Annotated in this window: 13 protein-coding genes and 1 pseudogene; 6 read left to right on the top strand and 8 right to left on the bottom strand. The window is 71.9% G+C overall.

Annotated features, from left to right (window positions below; all coding sequences use genetic code 11):
- Positions 1-401: 401 nt before the first annotated feature.
- Positions 402-968, bottom strand: coding sequence for a MarR family winged helix-turn-helix transcriptional regulator (locus tag ACIBJC_RS27295; protein ID WP_399296771.1), 567 nt, complete (start codon positions 966-968; stop codon positions 402-404).
- 164 nt (positions 969-1,132) lie between these two features.
- On the opposite strand from ACIBJC_RS27295, the gene ACIBJC_RS27290 reads away from it, so the two are divergent.
- A complete protein-coding gene (locus ACIBJC_RS27290) occupies positions 1,133-2,428 on the top strand; it encodes an MFS transporter (protein ID WP_399296828.1) in 1,296 nt (431 codons plus the stop codon).
- 10 nt (positions 2,429-2,438) lie between these two features.
- Here ACIBJC_RS27290 and ACIBJC_RS27285 read toward each other — a convergent pair whose 3' ends face one another.
- Together ACIBJC_RS27285 and ACIBJC_RS27280 are read right to left on the bottom strand one after the other, a co-directional pair.
- Positions 2,439-4,169, bottom strand: coding sequence for a SpoIIE family protein phosphatase (locus ACIBJC_RS27285; protein WP_399296769.1), 1,731 nt, complete (start codon positions 4,167-4,169; stop codon positions 2,439-2,441).
- Between the two features lie 204 nt (positions 4,170-4,373).
- On the bottom strand, positions 4,374-5,786 hold the full coding sequence (locus ACIBJC_RS27280) for an NAD(P)/FAD-dependent oxidoreductase (protein ID WP_399296826.1): 1,413 nt from the start codon (positions 5,784-5,786) through the stop codon (positions 4,374-4,376).
- Positions 5,787-6,246: 460 nt separating this feature from the next.
- Here ACIBJC_RS27280 and ACIBJC_RS27275 point away from each other — a divergent pair, with 460 nt between their 5' ends.
- Together ACIBJC_RS27275 and ACIBJC_RS27270 are read left to right on the top strand one after the other, a co-directional pair.
- The gene (locus ACIBJC_RS27275) at positions 6,247-7,041 is read left to right on the top strand and encodes a TetR/AcrR family transcriptional regulator (protein ID WP_399296767.1); all 795 of its coding nucleotides are present in this window, start codon (positions 6,247-6,249) and stop codon (positions 7,039-7,041) included.
- Positions 7,042-7,346: 305 nt separating this feature from the next.
- A complete protein-coding gene (locus ACIBJC_RS27270) occupies positions 7,347-9,383 on the top strand; it encodes a sigma-70 family RNA polymerase sigma factor (RefSeq protein ID WP_399296765.1) in 2,037 nt (678 codons plus the stop codon).
- Here the strand turns inward: ACIBJC_RS27270 and ACIBJC_RS27265 are convergent.
- Positions 9,370-10,191, bottom strand: a complete 822-nt coding sequence (locus ACIBJC_RS27265) for a DUF5984 family protein (protein ID WP_399296763.1) — start codon at positions 10,189-10,191, stop codon at positions 9,370-9,372. The genes ACIBJC_RS27270 and ACIBJC_RS27265 overlap by 14 nt on opposite strands.
- A gap of 131 nt (positions 10,192-10,322) precedes the next feature.
- Here ACIBJC_RS27265 and ACIBJC_RS27260 point away from each other — a divergent pair, with 131 nt between their 5' ends.
- The 3 genes from ACIBJC_RS27260 to ACIBJC_RS27250 all read left to right on the top strand — a co-directional run bounded on the left by ACIBJC_RS27260 (position 10,323) and on the right by ACIBJC_RS27250 (position 12,268).
- A complete protein-coding gene (locus ACIBJC_RS27260; RefSeq protein ID WP_399296761.1) occupies positions 10,323-10,865 on the top strand; it encodes an RNA polymerase sigma factor in 543 nt (180 codons plus the stop codon).
- Between the two features lie 12 nt (positions 10,866-10,877).
- A complete protein-coding gene (locus ACIBJC_RS27255; protein WP_399296759.1) occupies positions 10,878-11,684 on the top strand; it encodes a hypothetical protein in 807 nt (268 codons plus the stop codon).
- Positions 11,685-11,845: 161 nt separating this feature from the next.
- Positions 11,846-12,268 carry a VOC family protein gene (locus ACIBJC_RS27250; RefSeq protein WP_399296758.1) on the top strand — a complete coding sequence of 141 codons (423 nt, stop codon included), beginning with the start codon at positions 11,846-11,848 and terminating at the stop codon, positions 12,266-12,268.
- Positions 12,269-12,293: 25 nt separating this feature from the next.
- Here ACIBJC_RS27250 and ACIBJC_RS27245 read toward each other — a convergent pair whose 3' ends face one another.
- The 4 genes and pseudogenes from ACIBJC_RS27245 to ACIBJC_RS27230 all read right to left on the bottom strand — a co-directional run bounded on the left by ACIBJC_RS27245 (position 12,294) and on the right by ACIBJC_RS27230 (position 16,173).
- On the bottom strand, positions 12,294-13,199 hold the full coding sequence (locus ACIBJC_RS27245; protein WP_399296756.1) for a MerR family transcriptional regulator: 906 nt from the start codon (positions 13,197-13,199) through the stop codon (positions 12,294-12,296).
- Between the two features lie 340 nt (positions 13,200-13,539).
- Entirely contained in the window at positions 13,540-13,761 is a 222-nt protein-coding gene (locus tag ACIBJC_RS27240; RefSeq protein ID WP_399296754.1) for a DUF397 domain-containing protein, read from the bottom strand.
- Positions 13,758-13,976: pseudogene (locus ACIBJC_RS27235) on the bottom strand (Scr1 family TA system antitoxin-like transcriptional regulator); the annotation flags it as partial. The pseudogene ACIBJC_RS27235 and the gene ACIBJC_RS27240, both read right to left, overlap by 4 nt.
- An 85-nt stretch (positions 13,977-14,061) precedes the next feature.
- Positions 14,062-16,173, bottom strand: a complete 2,112-nt coding sequence (locus ACIBJC_RS27230; RefSeq protein WP_399296752.1) for an asparagine synthase-related protein — start codon at positions 16,171-16,173, stop codon at positions 14,062-14,064.
- Between the last annotated feature and the right edge of the window lie 35 nt (positions 16,174-16,208).

Genomic DNA, 16,208 nt, shown 5'->3' with positions numbered 1-16,208 from the left:
TATCAGACTCTTTCGTGTCCGATTCCCCGTCGGAGCGGGGTTCGCTTTCCAGTTCTTCGCTTTCGCGCTTTCCCTTTCCGGCGGTTCCGACTCTATCAGATCCTTTCGGGCCTGATTCCCAGTCAGCGGGGCTTGTCCTCCCGGCCCTGCGGCCGTTCCGACGTTCCAAACTCTAGCGGATTCCGCAGGTGACTCATAATCGAGTCTTCGAAATGAATTCCGGCATGCCGAAATTCGTCCCGGCCAGGGGATCGTGCTGTGTTTGGGTGCCGCTACTGCGGCGGGAGTGGCTGTCGCAGAACCGTACCGGCTCCGTGACAACTCGAAGAACCTTACGGATCGCCCGGGGGCGTGTCAAACCACTGTCGCCCCTCCGATTGCCCCGCCTGTTTGCCCTGCCGTCAGTCCAGGTCGGTCAGGCGTCCGCCGGCGTCCGGCTGGGCGTGTTCCACGCGGCGGAGGAGGCGGATCAGCATCTCTCCGAGCACGGGGCGTTCGTCGCCCGTGAGGTCCTGGAGCAGTTCCTCCTCGAAGTCCGAGGCCATCCGCATCGCCGCGAGCCACTTCGTACGGCCCTCGTCGGTCAGCTCCACGATCACGCGGACCCGGTTCGTCTCGTCGCGGTCGCGCGTCACCAGGCCCTCGCCCGCCATGCGGTCGATGCGGTGCGTCATCGCGGCCGGGGTGAGGCCCAGGCGTTTCGCGAGTTCGCCGGGGCCCAGGCGGTAGGGGGCGCCCGCGAGCACCAGGGTCTTGAGGACCTCCCACTCGGCGTTGCTGATGCCGAGGTCGGCGACCTGTCTGCCGTACGCGACGTTCATACGGCGGTTCAGCCGGCCGAGCGCCGAGACGATCTGCTCCACCTGGGGGTCGAGATCGCGGAACTCGCGCTGGTAGGCGGCGATCTGCTCGTCGAGGCTCGGCTCCTGGAGATCCGGCGGGCCGGTTTTCTCGGGGGTGTCGGACATCGGGGCAGTATGCCACGGCCTCTGTTGGCATTGAAGTCCTTCACTGTGTACTGTTTAGCTTCTAAGTTTAGCTTTGAAGTCTTCAGGGTTGAGTCTTCGCTCCCCTGATGCTTCGGGCCTCCGAACTCTTTGATTCTTTGAGGTAGGTGAGTGTGACCAGGGCGATGGGCGCATCCTCGGCGATGCGCCGGATCCAGGCGGGGAACGCGCTGAGCGCGTTCGGACTCGGATTCACGGTTCCGTATCTCTATGTGTACGTGGCTCAGGTGCGGGATCTGGGCGCGAGTACGGCCGGTGCCGTGCTGGCGGTCTTCGCACTGGCCGCGCTGGTGGTGCTGCCCTTCATCGGGCGGGTGATCGACCGGCGCGGCCCGCTGCCCGTCCTGGTGGGCGGCGCTCTCGTCGCCGCCGCCGGGGCCCTCGCCATGGGGTTCTCCGGCAGCGTGCCGGCCGCCGTGGCCGCCGCCGCGCTGCTCGGCGCCGGGACCGCCGTCATGCAGCCCGCGCTGGCCACGATGATCGTCTGGTCCTCGTCGCCCTCGACCCGTACCCGGGCCTTCGCCACCCAGTTCTTCCTGGCCAACCTCGGACTCGGCGTCGGCGGGCTGATCGGCGGGCAGCTCGTCGACGAGAGCGAGCCGGGCAGCTTCCTCCTGCTCTTCTCCGTCGAAGCCGTGATGTTCCTCGTGCTGGCGGCCATCGCCGTCACCGTCCGGCTGCCCCGCCCCGCCGCCCTGCCCACTCTCCCCGGCGCGCCGACCCGTGGGATGCGCGCCCTGCTGAGCCACCGGGCCATGGTGCATCTGTGTCTGCTGGGCTTCGTGCTCTTCTTCGCCTGTTACGGGCAGTTCGAGTCGGGGCTCGCGGCGTACGGCACCGAGGCGGCCGGAATCGATCCGTCGACGCTCGGGATCGCGCTGGCCGCCAACACGGCGGTGATCGTGGTCGCGCAGTTCGTCGTGCTGCGGCTGGTCGAGCGGCGCAGGCGCAGCCGGGTGATCGCCGCCGTCGGGCTGATCTGGGCGCTCGCCTGGATCGTCGCGGGGTTCGCGGGGCTCGGGCACGGCGGCCAGACGGTGGCGACGGCCGCGTTCGTCTCGACGTACGCGCTGTTCGGGCTCGGCGAGGCGATGCTGTCGCCGACGGTCGCCCCGCTGGTCGCCGATCTCGCGCCCGCCGAGTCGGTCGGTCAGTACAACTCGGCGTTCGCGCTGGTGAAGCAGGTCGCGCTGGCGGTGGGGCCGGCGGTGGGCGGCCCGATGGGCGCCGCGCTGCACGGCCCGTACATCGTGACGTTCGTGCTGTTCTCGCTCGGTATCACGGTGCTGGCCCTGCGGCTGGGGCGGCGGCTCACCCCCGTACAGGACCAGCCGTCGCTCGTGGCGGGTTCGCGGGTCGTGGCGCAGGGGGCGCCCGTCGAGGCGTCGCCCCTCGTGGTCGTGGAGCAGCCCGTGCGCTGAGTGCGCGCGGTCAGTGCGGCAGGGCGAATTCGCACCAGACGGCCTTGCCGCCCCCGGGGGTACGGCGTGAGCCCCAGGACGAGGCGATCGTCGCGATGATGGAGATGCCGCGGCCCGCCTCGTCCGCCGGTTCGGCGCGGCGGCGCCGGGGAAGGTGGTCGTCCCCGTCCGTCACCTCGATGATCAGCCGGCGGTCCGTGCGGCGGAGTCTGAGGCGCATGGGCGGGGTGCCGTGCTGGAGGGAGTTCGCGACCAGTTCGCTGGTGGCGAGCACTCCCAGATCGCGCAGTTCGACCGGGAAGCGCCAGGAGGAGAGCACGCCCGTCGCGAAGGCGCGGGCGCGTGGGGCGGCCTCGATGCCGCCGAGCAGGTCGAGCGCCGCGTTGTGGAACAGCTCCGCCTCCGCGCCGGTACGGGCGGGATGCTGGAGGACGAGCACCGCGACGTCGTCGTCGTGGTCGTCGGTCACGCCGAGGGAGCGGATCAGCCGGTCGCAGACGACCTGGGGTGAGCCCTGGGCGCCGGACAGCGCGCGCTCCAGGGAGGCGACGCCCTCGTCGATGTCCTCGCCGCGGCGCTCGACCAGACCGTCCGTGTAGAGGACGGCGGTGGAGCCGGGCGGGAGGGCGATCGAGCCCGAGGTGTGGAGCCAGCCGCCGGTGCCGAGCGGCGGGCCCGTCGGGTCCTCGGCGCGCTGGACCGAGCCGTCCTCGGCGCGGATCAGGAGGGGCAGATGGCCGGCCGAGGCGTAGACGAGGCAGCCCTCGTTGGGGTCGTGGACGGCGTAGACGCAGGTGGCGATCTGACTGGCGTCGATCTCGGCGGCGAGTCCGTCGAGGAGCTGGAGGACCTCGTGCGGCGGCAGATCGAGCCGGGCGTAGGCGCGGACGGCGGTGCGCAACTGCCCCATGACGGCGGCGGCGCGCACGCCGCGGCCCATCACGTCGCCGATGACCAGGGCCGTACGGCCGGCGCCGAGGGTGATCACGTCGTACCAGTCGCCGCCGACCGCCGCGTCCTCGCCGCCGGGCCGGTAGGTGGCGGCGACACGCAGGTCGTCGGGCTGCTCCAGCTCCTGCGGGAGCAGGGAGCGCTGGAGGGTGACGACCGTACGGCGGTGGCGCTGCTCGCTGGTGCGCAGCCGCTCGGCCGCTTCGGCGTGGTCGGTGACGTCGGCGGCGTGGACGAGGATGCCTGCCGTGCCCCGGCAGGTGACGGGGGTGCAGGTGACCGTGTAGGAGCCCCCCGGGCGGTCGGGGCGGTCCGTACGGTCGGGGCCCTCCGGGCGGTCGGCGCGGTTCGTACCGTCCGCATGGGCCGTACCGCCGGGGTGGCTCTGTGCCTTGCGGGACTTGACCGTGCGTGACGTGCCGCTGCGCCGGACCTGGTCGAGCAGCGGGAGCAGGCCCAGCTCAGCCAGCTCGGGGCAGCTCTCGGCCGCCGTGGTGCCCGGGGCGCGCGGGCCGAACGTCGCCGCGTACGCGCCGTTCACGTACGCCACGCGGTGGTCGGGGCCGTACACCAGGGCGACCAGGGCGGGCAGTTCGCCGAGGATCTCCCGTACGGACAGCTCTTCGAGGGAAGGGATGGAGGGGACGGAGGGGGCGGAGGGGGCGTCCGCCGGGGGCTCGGACTTCTGTTCGTACTCACCACGGGCCGCCGGCACGGAACCGCGGTCCGTCCGCGCGGCGGCGCGGCGCTGTGTACCGGGGAGCCGGGCGCTCCAACGCGTGAAGTTCACGGATTCTCTGGCCTCATGGTGTCGTGTGTCGTGCTGTTGGTCTGGGCCGTGCGGCGGGGCGGTCGGGCGGCAGGGTGGTCGGGCGGCGGGCGGTCGGGCCGGATCACTCTGCGCAGAGGTGAGCCCACCTATGGTCACACGTCCAGTGTGACCGAGCGCACTGACAGGGACACGGGGTGACGGTGGACGCCGGGTTCGCCGGCCTCACACCTCCTCGGTTCCCTGGGGACGCCCGGTCTCCTCGGAGCCCTTGGACCCCTCGGTTCCCTTGGAACGGTTGGTTCCTTGGGAACGGTCGCTGCCCTGGGAACGGTTGGTGCCCTGGGATCGTTCGCCGCCCGCGGCGAGTTCGAATTCGGCGCGCGGGTGTTCCAGCGAGCCGAGGGAGACGATCTCCCGTTTGAAGAGCCCGGACAGGGTCCATTCCGCGAGGACGCGGGCCTTCCTGTTGAAGGTGGGAACACGGCTGAGGTGGTACACGCGGTGCATCAGCCAGGCCGGATAGCCCTTGAGCTTACGGCCGTAGACGTGCGCCACGCCCTTGTGGAGACCGAGCGACGCGACCGATCCCGCATAGGCGTGACGGTAGTCCCGCAGGGGTTCGCCGCGCAGGGAAGCGAGGATGTTCTCGGCGAGAACTTTGGCCTGCCGTACGGCGTGCTGCGCGTTGGGCGCGCATTCCTTTCCGGGTTCGTCAGAGGTCAGATCGGGTACAGCGGCGGCGTCCCCGGCCGCCCAGGCGTGTTCGGTGCCGTCGACGGCGAGTTGCGCGGTGCAAACGAGCCGGCCGTGGGCGTCGCGCGGCAGGTCGGTGGCGGCGAGGACGGGGTGCGGCTTGACGCCCGCGGTCCACACGAGGGTGCGGGTGGGGAAGCGGGCGCCGTCGCTGAGCACGGCGACGCGGTCCTCGCAGGAGTCCAGGCGGGTTTCGAGCCGTACGTCGATGTTGCGGGCGCGCAGCTCCCGTACGGCGTACTTGCCCATCACGTCGCCGACCTCGGGGAGGATCCGGCCGGTGGCCTCGACGAGGATCCACTTCATGTCGTCGGCCTTGATGTTGTGGTAGTACCGCGAGGCGTAGCGGGCCATGTCCTCCAGCTCGGCGAGCGCCTCGACGCCCGCGTAGCCGCCGCCGACGAAGACGAAGGTGAGGGCGGCGTCGCGGATCGCGGGGTCGCGGGTGGAGGAGGCGATGTCCATCTGCTCGATGACGTGGTTGCGCAGCCCGATGGACTCCTCGACGGTCTTGAAACCGATGCCGTGCTCGGCGAGTCCGGGGACGGGGAGGGTGCGGGAGATGGAGCCCGGGGCGAGGACGAGTTCGTCGTACGTGACGTCGACGGTGCCGGTGCGCTCCTCCTCGGAGGCGAGGGTCCGCAGCGTCGCGGTGCGTTTGGCGTGGTCGATACCGGTGGCCTCGCCGATGAGGATCGTGCACTGGTCGAGGACGCGGCGGAGCGGGACCACGACGTGGCGGGGCGAGATGTTGCCGGCGGCGGCCTCGGGGAGGAACGGCTGATAAGTCATGTACGGGTCTGGTGACACCACGACGATCTCGGCCTCACCGCTCTTCAGCCGCTGCTTCAGCTTCCGCTGGAGCCGCAGGGCGGTGTACATGCCGACGTAGCCGCCGCCGACCACCAGAACGCGGACTTTGGGCGGACGCGCCTCGGGCGGCGGTGCCTCGGACGCGGGTGCGGGGCTCGTTCCCCGGGAGATCTCAGCCGTCACCTTCCCATGACGCACCCGGGTTCGTTGTTTGTCCACAGGCGCGACGCATTGTATGACCGGAGAACGTCGGCGGGTCCGGACGCTCCCGGGCGGGCGCAAGCGCGGTGACGGGCGGAGGCGCGCAGGTCAGCGGGGGCGGCGCGGGTGAGGGGCGGGGGACGAATCAGCCATGTTCCGGTCCTTGCGCCGATCGGGGGGCGCTCTGTGCGGAACTACCCTCTTCTGAATTGCCCCGGGCTCAACTATGTTCGTACCTCGTCGGGGTGTCCGGCCGGTGACCGGACCGGGAACCCGGCAGCCAGGCGGGGAGTCTCCGGGGGGAGACATCATTACCGGGGGAACGCTTATGCACATTCAGGATTCTCATTGGCAGGCTGCCGTCGTCACGGAGGGTGACGGACGTGTGGCCGACGAGGGACGATTGGGAGCGGTGGGGGTCGGCGGATCAGGTCGTGCCGCCCCCCTCCGCGTGGACGCACAGCGCAATCTGGAGCACGTACTGCGCGCTGCTCGCGAGGTGTTCGGCGAGTTGGGGTACGGGGCTCCCATGGAGGACGTGGCCCGGCGCGCCCGGGTCGGGGTCGGTACGGTCTACCGGCGGTTCCCGAGCAAGGACGTGCTGGTCAGGCGAATAGCCGAGGAGGAGACCTCCCGGCTGACCGACCAGGCGCGGACGGCGCTCGGTCAGGAGGACGAGCCGTGGTCCGCGCTCTCCCGCTTCCTGCGCACTTCGGTGGCGTCGGGCGCGGGGCGGCTGCTGCCTCCGCAGGTGCTGCGGGTCGGGGCAGACACGGACGGCGCGGTCGACGCGGTGGCCGGGCGGGGCGTGACGGCGGACGAGGCGCGGGTGCCGCAGCAGCGGCAGGCGCGCCAGCCCGATCTGCGGGTCGTCGGATCGCGGATCTCGGCCTCGGCCGACGATCTGGGCGACCCGGGTATCGCCGAACTGCTCGATGTCGTGGGGCAGTTGGTGGAGCGGGCGCGGGCGGCGGGAGAGCTGCGCGGTGATGTGACCGTGGCGGACGTCCTGCTGGTCATAGCGACGGCGGCGCCCACGCTGCCGGACGCGGTGCAGCAGGCGGCGGCTTCGGCGCGACTGCTGGACATCCTGCTGGAGGGACTGCGGTCCCGGCCCGTGTAGTTCGGTGTCCGTGCAGTTCGTGCAGTTCGTGCAGTCCGTCTAGTTCGTGTAGTTCGGTGCCGCGTGATGGTTGCGCGGCGGGGGCCGGTGCGCACCGGCGCACCGGCCCTTTTCGAACTGGCTTGCCGATGAACGGCGTTGATCTTTCCCCGAACGGGTGAAGGTTAAGGCAGCCATCGGGGAAAGCCCCCCGGACGAGTGGCACGGGGCTCGAAGCCCTGGGTCCGGCGTGGCGCGCTGTGGCACTCTGGCCCGGTGTTTGGGTCAGCAGCGGTGCGTACGCGGCACGTACGGGGGTTTCCGCGATGAGCGGTGACGGGCGGGACGAGCCGCTGGACAGCGGTGGCGACCGTACCGCCGGTGGTACCGACCGTACCGCCGGTGGTGCCGGTGGCGGCGCGGGATCCGACGATGTGGCGTCTTCTCGCCATGTGCCGAACCAGGTTCCGGGTCAGGTGCCGAACCAGAGCGGGCCCAAAGGGCCTTCCGGCAGCGTCCCTTCGCAGCGCGAGCGCGCGGGGAGGTCGCCGGTCCCCGGCCGGGGAGAGCTGCCGCCCTCCGACGCCGATCTGATCCAGCGGATGCGGGCCGGCGACGACAGCGCGTACGAGGAGCTGTTCCGCCGCCACTCGGAGCCGGTGCGCCGGTACGCCCGTACCTGCTGCCGCGACGCGCACACCGCGGACGACCTGACGGCCGAGGTGTTCGCCCGTACGCTCCAGGCGGTGCGGGGCGGCGCCGGGCCCGAGCAGTCGGTTCGCGCCTATCTGCTGACGACCGTACGACGGGTGGCCGCGTCCTGGACGAAGTCCGCGAAGCGCGAGCAACTGGTGGACGACTTCGCGGTGTTCGCCGCGCAGGCCACCCGTACCTCCGAGGTCTCGGCGGAGGACACCCTCGATCTGGGCGCGGACGTCCTGGCGATGCACGAGGCCGAACAGTCCATGGCCATGCAGGCGTTCCGCAGCCTGCCGGAGCGCTGGCAGGCCGTCCTGTGGCACACCACGGTCGAGGAGGAGTCGCCGAGCGAGATCGCGCCGCTCTTCGGGCTGACCGCCAACGCCACGGCCGTACTGGCCAGTCGGGCGCGCGAGGGCCTCAAGCAGGCGTATCTCCAGGCGCATGTCAGCTCGGCGCTGACCTCGGAGGGCGACTGCTCGCGGTACGCCGACCGGCTCGGCGCGTACGCCCGGGGCGGGCTGCGCATGCGGGCCGAGCGCGGGCTGCGCAAGCACCTGGAGGAGTGCGCGAAGTGCCGCCTCGCGGCGGGTGAGCTGGCGCAGGTCAACTCGGTGATCCCGGCGGAGGTGCTGCCGGTCGCGGTGATCGGCTGGTTCGCGACGGGGTACTCGTTCAAGGCGGCCGGGATCGCGGCGGGCGGCGCCGCGGGAGCGGCGGGCGCGGGCGCCGCGGCGGCGGCCGGTGGAGCGGGTGGAACGGCCGGTGGGGCCGCGGGTGGTGCCTCCGGCGGATCCGCGGGCGCGGGTGCCGGTGGCGCGGGCGCCGCGTCCGAGGGGCTGGGCGCGCCGGCGAAGGCGGGCATCGCCGGGCTGCTGGTGGTCGCCGCCGCCGCCGGCCTGGTGTACGCGCTGACGGGCACCAGCCCCGAGCCCGACGCCAAGGCCCTGGAGAAACCGCCGGTCGCGCAGCCGCTCGTACCGCAGGTGCCGGTCCCGTCGTCCGCACCGGCGGCGCCCCCAAAGCCGCCTCCGGCCTCGTCCGCACCGGCCCCGGCACCGACCCCGCCCCCGAAGAAACCCGCCCCGACGCCGACGAAGCCCGCGCCGGACCCCAGGCCGACTCCGAGCCGTACCACCCCCACCCTCAAACCCACTCCCACCCCCACCTCCACGCCCACGCCTCCCCCGCCGAAGCCGACCTCCCGCCCGACGCCTCCACCGCCCGCGCCCGCCGACTACCAGGTGAACGAGCTGGCGTACAGCGTCCTCGGCGACGGCACGGAGCCCGAGGTGCGGCTCGCGGAGAGCGGCTGGCTCTGGCAGCGGTCGAGCGTGTCGATCGGCGGCACGCGCTACGCCCACGGCGTCACCATGCACGCCTCGTCCTCGGTGACCATCGACCTCAACCGGAGCTGTTCCACCTACGCGGCGCTGGTCGGCGTGGACGACCTGACGCTCGGCCAGGGCTCCGTACGCTTCTCCCTCTACGGCGACGGCACCCGCCTCTGGCGCTCCCCCGTACTGCACGGCGGCGACGCGGCGGTCCCCGTACAGGTGGGGATCTCCGGACAGCGCACCATCCGCCTGGTCGTGGAACCGGACACGTCCTTCGGCGTCGTCGCCCTCGCGGACTGGGCGCGGTCCCGGATCAGTTGCCGCTGAGTCCCGGGGTGAGGAGCAGGCGCGCACCGATCCGTACGGCCTCCCAGTCCGTACCCCGCTCGCGGTCGCGCGCACGCGGCAGCCAGGTCGCGCGGTCCCGGTGCTCGCGGCGCAACTGCTCCACGTCCAGCTCGGCACCGGGCACCGGACCCGCCTCCTCCAGTTCGCCGATCCGCTGGTCCATCGCGGCGAGCAGCGCCCGGTCGAGTTCGGTCACCGCCGCGAGGAACTCGCTCGTGGGCATGGTCACCCGCCCCGTCGGCGGGCCGGCGAACTCGATCACGCCCTCCGGGTCCGGCTGGTGCTCCCAGGCCACGGTGACGATGTCGTCCGTACCTTCCGTACCTTCCGTACCGACGACGGTGCGCCAGCAGCGGATGTGCGGGGCGACGCGCAGGTAGTCGGTGTACAGGTGACCCGCGCTGTGCCAGTCCAACGCGGCCTCGGCCTCCGGCGTGTCGTGCCACTCCCACTGCGGCGAGAGCGTGGCGGCCACGTCCACCAGGTCCTGCGGCACCGGTTCCAGCGCGCCCGACACGAGCGCGATCAGGTCCTCCCACAGGCGGACGACGTAGTAGTCCACGTACGGGTGCGGCGGCCCGCCCTCGCGCCCGCCCCGTAGCTCCCCGACCGTGCGTTCGGAGTAGCGCAGCACCTCGTGGCCGCCGAGGTCGAGGCAGTACCAGCCGTCGGTCAGCCCGAACCAGTGCAGTACGGGACGCTCGGCGCTCCAGGGTCTGATCCTCTCCAGCGGGGTCAGGCCGAAGCGGATGCGTATGACGGGGTCAACGGGGTCAACAGGGCTCACCGGTCCAGTTTCCCAGCCCGACGCGCTCGCCGACGGCGGGCAGGACGACCGGTGCCGAACGAATGTGATCGAGCCTTGTTGCACTTTCATGGGTGGTGGACACGTAGGGGCAGACGCGAGGAAAGGACGCCATGCCCATCCAGACCGAAGCTCAGTTCACCGAGGTGTACCGGGCCCACTACGAGGACCTGTTGCGCTTCGTACGCCGTCGCGCCCACCCGATGAACGTCGACGACATCGTCGGAGAAACGTTCCTCACCGCGTGGCGCCGCCGGAGCGAACTGCCCGAGGATCCGCGCCCCTGGCTCTTCCGCACGGCACGCAACGCCATGCTGAACGCGAACCGCGGTATGCGCCGCCGGTCCGCGCTCGTGGTGTACATCCAGCAGTCGCCCGACACCGCCGCCGCGCGGGTCACCCCCGATGTGTCGCACCAGGTGGACAGCCGACTCGAACTCGGCGCCGCCTGGCAGGAACTCGCCGCGGCCGACCAGGAAGTGCTCGCCCTGCACGTCTGGGAGGAACTCTCCGCCCGGGACGCGGCGAAGGTCCTCGGCTGCACCCGTGCCGCCTACGCCATGCGACTCACCCGGGCCAAGCGCCGGCTGGCCGCGCGCCTCACCACCGACACCACCGACACCACCGTCTCGCCCGCCCTCGCCCTGACCCGCTGACTGGAGCCGACCATGACCAACGATCTTCTCTCCCGTCTGGCCAAGCTGGACGCCGCCCCCCGCACCGAACCCTCCGCCGGCGAGCTCAACCGCGAGGAGACCCTGCTGCGCTCCGTGCTGAGCGACACCGAGCGGCCCACCCGGTCCGTCGGCACCGCCTTCCGCCGCCCGCTCGTACGGCGCACGGTGTTCACCCTGGCCGGCGGACTCGCCGCGGGCGTGGCCTTCGTCGCGGTGACGGGCGGCCTGCCCGGCTTCGGCGGCGGCCCGCTGCCGTCGTCGGAACTGGCGAGCTGGACAGCCGCTCCGAACGCCCTGGACACCTCCGCCGACAAGGGCTCCGCCGCCGAGAGGAAGTGCCTGGAAGTGACGGGTGAGGACAAGCCCGGCAAGCCTTCCCCGACGATCGTCAATGCCGACGTGCGCGGCAAAATCGCCTCCATGATCGTCATGTGGGGGAAGGACGACGCGTCGTACTGCCTGGCGGCCTCGGACGGCACCTACATCTCGATGGCCATCAGCTCGACGGCCAAGGCCGGCGCCGGTGTCCTCACCCTGGACACCCTGGGCGCCCGCGGCAGCGACGCCGGCGAGTTCAACTACGCGCTCGGCGCGGTGGGCGCCGATGTCGAGGACGTCACCGTGCGCGACTCCGGGAAGACCGTCCACGCCACGGTGCAGGACGGCCGGTGGACCGCGTGGTGGCCGGACGGCAACCCGGACGGCCTGATCACCGGCACCGTCACGCTCACCCTCACGGACGGTACGACCCGGACGGTCACGGGCGAGGAGCTGATGGACCAGTGGCCTGAGGAGTGATCCGGGCGGTCGGCTCCGGCGTCGGCGCGCCGCGTGATCACACCCGGCGACATGCCGGGCGACCGTGTCGGCGCCGGCGCGGCCTGATAGGTCAGGCACTGTGACCAGGCTTCACCAACGACCCAGGTGGCGTCCGGCGGCTGCACTACAGTTGGCCGACCATGCCCGATCTCCTCGGAATCAACCATCTGACGCTGTCCACGACCGACCTCGACCGGCTCATGACGTACTACACGGAGCTGCTCGGAGCAACGCTCGCATTCGAGCGCGCCGCAACCCCTTCTGATCCTCGGATCGCAGTCATCGATGTCGGCGGGGACGACCACCTGATGATCGTCGAAACCGCTACCGCCCCCACCACTGATCTCGACCCCTTGAACAGGGCGGGGTGGGGACTGCGCGTAGGAACATATGCGCAACTGTGCGAGGTGCGCGAACACATCCTGGGTGCCGGGTGGCCGGTCGGACAGATCGAGACCCTGCCCACCCAGTGGACGATGACAGCTCGCGATCCCGATGGGCGCCCTGTGGACGTGCGGGCCCATCGCCCCCGCACCACATCGCCACCCGCAACCGCTGGCTAACGGCAACGCCCACCCAGGCCGTGTTTCAGGTACCGGGTAAGTCCTGGGCGAAGAGTTCTACGGCCAGTTCCATACAGCGCAGGCGGGCCGGGGACCAGTCGTAGGGCATCTTGCCGATGGCTTCGAACGCGCTCATGGAGCCGGCCTCCCGCCTGCCAGGGGTGAGGTCGGCCTCGTCCTCTCCGTCATCGGCAGGGTGCAAAATGTCCCAGGCATCGAAGAGGGCATCGTCGTCCTTCTCCAGGCCGGACTCCTCGATGACGGCCTGCAGAGCACTTTCGAAGGCGTGCCGCTCGCCGGCCACTTGAGCCACCCGGGGATCATCGACGGCGACGCTGTCATCGAGTGCCTCCTCGGCGTCATCGACGCGGTCGGAATCCTCCCGCAGAGTGGGGTGCGTGGCCAGGGCGATGAAGCGGCTGGCCTGGACGGCAGCGCCGAGCGGGCCGAAGATCCGCTCGGTGACCAGCAGAGTGTCCAGGTCCGCCTGACGCAGGGAGCCCTCGGGCAGGCTCTTGAGGCGGTCGGTGACGAAGTCGGAGAGCAGGCCCATCCGGCTGCCTTCGGTGCGCATCCGCTGCACGGCGGTCCGCTGTCGCCGCAATTCCGCCACCTGCTCGGTGAGGGTTCCCTCCAACCGCTCCAGGATGCCCGCGATACCGTCTCCGCTGTCCGCACCGGCGGAAGCCGTGCCGGTGGTAAAGGCGTCACGGATGTCGTCCAGGGCGATCCCGGCGTCGGCCATCTTGCGAATCCACAGCAGGCGGATCATGTCCTCGTACCCGTAGCGGCGGCGGTCGTCGCCGCCCCGCTCAGGCTCGGGGAGCAGGCCGATCTCGTGGTAATGGCGAATCGCCCGCGGCGTGCTGCCGGCGAAGGCCGCCGCGTCACCGATCTTGACCTGGCGGGGTGGCATGAAGGACGAATGCATGAGCAGGGACCTTTCCTCAAGGGACCGTGACGTAGGTCCACCGGACCACATGCCGCTACGGAAGGTGCAACCCCGTACGCACCGCCCCACGCCAACGCCAGGAAGCGCGCGCTGCCTCCGTGACGACGTGGCCGGTCCCGGGGCCCAGCCGAACCGAGTCGGCCGGCCCCTTCGACGTACGACGCCAGGTTGGCCGGCGAGGAGGCGATCCCGGCCTCGTGGGCCGCCTGGTCGATGCCGGGTGGCACGTCCACGGCGGTGACGGTCACCTCGGTGCCCTCTCCGGCGGCAGTGAGGTGCCAGGTCATCGTCATGGTGCCCGCGTACGACGGGTCGGAGATCAGATCAGCGGGTCGGCGTCGGTCTTCAGCGCCGACACGAACAACGTCCAGGCGCCCGCGCCGAAGGCAAGGCGAGGGCCGTCCGGGGACTTGCTGTCGCGTACAGGAGTGAAGCCGGGCCCAGCGTCGGCAACCTCGACACAGTTGCTGTCAGCTCCGCTGTGGCTGGACTTGCGCCACACGACATCCAACGCGGCGTCTCCGAGGACGTACGGAATCATTGGAGTGCATCCTTCTTGGCGGCAATGAGAGACAGTGACTTGTCGAACGGGAGGGCGGAAGCCGTAAGCCGCTCGTACGCTTCGACATACCGCCCCACCCCTGCGAACTGTTCGATATAGAGACTACTTTCAAGGTGCTCCAGCAGCACCACATCAAGCCCCGGCTGGCCGAAGCCGAGCACGGTGAAGCCTCCCGCCGTTCCAGGGTGCAACTCGGCGGCGGCGGGGCTCGCCTCATCGGCCCTGGCCCGGCCTTGGGCTCGTCGGACCCGGCTCTGCCCCCGGCCCTGCCCCTGCCGCCTATGACCGGAGTGTCGGGCGCGGGACCACTCCGCCCGCGACCGCGCGCTGGCGTGGGGCCGCCGTGCCCGTCCAGCAGGTGCCTCGGCGGGAGAGGAGGCGGCGGAGCCAGAGTTCGGTGGAGACCAGGTCCGCCAGGCCGTCCAGGGGGACCGGTTCGCCCTCGGCCGCCGCGCGCAGCGCCTTGCGGACGACGCGGGCCTCGACCAGGCCCGCGTCGGCGAGGAGCGGGGCGTCGAAGAGGGTGATCAGGTCGCCGATGGAGGCGCGCAGGCCGACCCGGGTGGCCGCAGCCGAGCCCGCGCGGGAGGTGGCGCCCCAGCCCGGGGGGAGGTCGTGGATGCCCGTGCCGGCCAGGACCGTACGGAGGATCTCGGCGCGGGCGCCCGGCTGGACCCGTAGCGCCTCGGGGAGTTCGCGGCAGGCCCGTACGACCTGGTTGTCCAGGAACGGCGCGTGCAGCCGCTGGCTGCGGATCTCGCCCGCCTGCTCGAAGACCCGGTGGTCGGCGGCGAAGCGGGCGAGGGCGGCGCGGGCGCGGGCCTCGCCGGGTCGTTGGACCGAGGTGGGGCGGGTGGCGCCCGACAAGAGGCGAACCGATACTTCCGCCAGGGCCTCGCCCGTCAGCCAGCGGGCGGCGGGCCCCGGCCGTGACCAGGTGAGCGCGGCCAGCGAGGCGCCCAGCGGGCCGTTCGACGCGGCGGACAGGAGCGCCCGGTTGGCCTCGGGGAGCCGGGCGGCGGCCTCTTCGAGGCCGGTGCGGTAGGGCGTACGGGCCAGCTTGCGCGCCGCCCGGTAGACGGTCACCGGGATGAAGAGGGAGGCGGGCGACGGGCCTTCGGCCTTGGCCAGTGCGGTGACCGGGTGCAGGAGGTGGCGTCTGCGCCGGTCGAGGAGCAGATCGGCCAGGCGTGCCGGGTGCGCGTCGAGGACCTCGCGGGCGCCCGCCCCGGTGAAGTGGTCCGCGCTGCCCGCGGCGAGGCGCCGCCGGTGCCGTTCCGCCACGACGAGGGAGGGGCCCGGCTCGTCGGTGAGCGGTCCTTCCAACTCGGCGTACGGCAGGGCCTCCTCGCCCGCGGCGACGACCACGTGGTGCAGTCGGGGGTTGGCGGCGATGGCCCTGGCCCGTTCCAGTTCGGCCTCGTCCCGGCCCGCCGTGGACAGGTCGTTGAAGGTGACGGCGAGCAGCCGCTCCCCCGCGCCGGTGCCGTGCCCGAGGATCGTGCCGGGCGCGCCGGGCAGCCCGGCGGCGAGCAGGGCGAGGGTGCCGGAGGCGCTGCCGCCGGACAGGTCGGCGCCGATGCCGGGGACGGGTCCGGCGCCCCCGCGCGCGGCGCGCCGGTCGGCGGGGCCCATGCCGGGGACGGGGCCGGGGTCCTGCGGCAGGGTCTCGGGGGCGTGGCGCGGGGCCAGGAGCCGGGCGCGTACGGAGTCGACGAGTGCGTCCCGTACGCCTTCGACGGCCAGGTCGGGGTCGCGCTGGGGGCCCGCGACGGCGAGGGAGGCGACCGGTTCGTACCCGGTGATCTCGCGTGATCCCTCGCGCAGCACGAGCGCGTGGCCCGGCGGGATGCGCTTGACGCCCTCGTACGGGGTGGAGTCGCGCAGCGCCTCCGGGGTCTCGGGGCAGGCGAGGAGCGCGGCGAGGTGCCCGATGTCGAGCTGGGCCTCGATGAGGTCGGCGAGCGGCAGGGCGGCGGTGGCGTACGCGGTACCGCTCGCCCAGGGCGTGTAGAAGACGGGGCGCGCTCCGGCCAGGTCGCCGGCGATGGTGATGCGGCGGCCGATCTGGGCGACGGCGGTGTAACTGCCGGACCAGGCGGTGAGATGGCGCAGCGCGCCGCCGCGCGCGGCGAACAGGCCGACGCGCAGCTCCTCGTCGGTGGCCCCGCAGCAGCCGAGCACGGCGAGCCGGGTGAACGGGTCGACGGTGACGACCCTGATCTCGTCGGGGCGCCAGTCGCCGACGGCCCACAGCGGATCCGGGTCACCCCACAGGAGTTGGGAGCCGACCGGGTGGACGCTGCCGCTCTCGGCGTCGCCGACGGGGCCGACCGCCCCGGCGGTGCCGAAGCGCGCGGCGATACTGCTCCATCCCACCAACCACCGCATCGCCGCCTCCACGCTTCCACAGCCTGTGGATCAAT

This window comes from Streptomyces sp. NPDC050509, from assembly GCF_044457965.1.
Lineage (GTDB): Bacteria > Actinomycetota > Actinomycetes > Streptomycetales > Streptomycetaceae > Streptomyces.
This window is presented reverse-complemented; position numbering and strand designations above follow the sequence as displayed.

Bases quoted from the DNA above. Each gene is read 5' to 3' on its own strand.
- ACIBJC_RS27295 (WP_399296771.1), bottom strand. From the start codon at position 968: ATGTCCGACACCCCCGAGAAAACCGGCCCGCCGGATCTCCAGGAGCCG.
- ACIBJC_RS27275 (WP_399296767.1), top strand. From the start codon at position 6,247: ATGCACATTCAGGATTCTCATTGGCAGGCTGCCGTCGTCACGGAGGGT.
- ACIBJC_RS27270 (WP_399296765.1), top strand. From the start codon at position 7,347: ATGAGCGGTGACGGGCGGGACGAGCCGCTGGACAGCGGTGGCGACCGT.
- ACIBJC_RS27230 (WP_399296752.1), bottom strand. From the start codon at position 16,173: ATGCGGTGGTTGGTGGGATGGAGCAGTATCGCCGCGCGCTTCGGCACC.
- ACIBJC_RS27290 (WP_399296828.1), top strand. From the start codon at position 1,133: ATGGGCGCATCCTCGGCGATGCGCCGGATCCAGGCGGGGAACGCGCTG.
- ACIBJC_RS27260 (WP_399296761.1), top strand. From the start codon at position 10,323: ATGCCCATCCAGACCGAAGCTCAGTTCACCGAGGTGTACCGGGCCCAC.
- ACIBJC_RS27240 (WP_399296754.1), bottom strand. From the start codon at position 13,761: ATGATTCCGTACGTCCTCGGAGACGCCGCGTTGGATGTCGTGTGGCGC.
- ACIBJC_RS27250 (WP_399296758.1), top strand. From the start codon at position 11,846: ATGCCCGATCTCCTCGGAATCAACCATCTGACGCTGTCCACGACCGAC.
- ACIBJC_RS27255 (WP_399296759.1), top strand. From the start codon at position 10,878: ATGACCAACGATCTTCTCTCCCGTCTGGCCAAGCTGGACGCCGCCCCC.
- ACIBJC_RS27280 (WP_399296826.1), bottom strand. From the start codon at position 5,786: ATGTACACCGCCCTGCGGCTCCAGCGGAAGCTGAAGCAGCGGCTGAAG.
- ACIBJC_RS27245 (WP_399296756.1), bottom strand. From the start codon at position 13,199: ATGCATTCGTCCTTCATGCCACCCCGCCAGGTCAAGATCGGTGACGCG.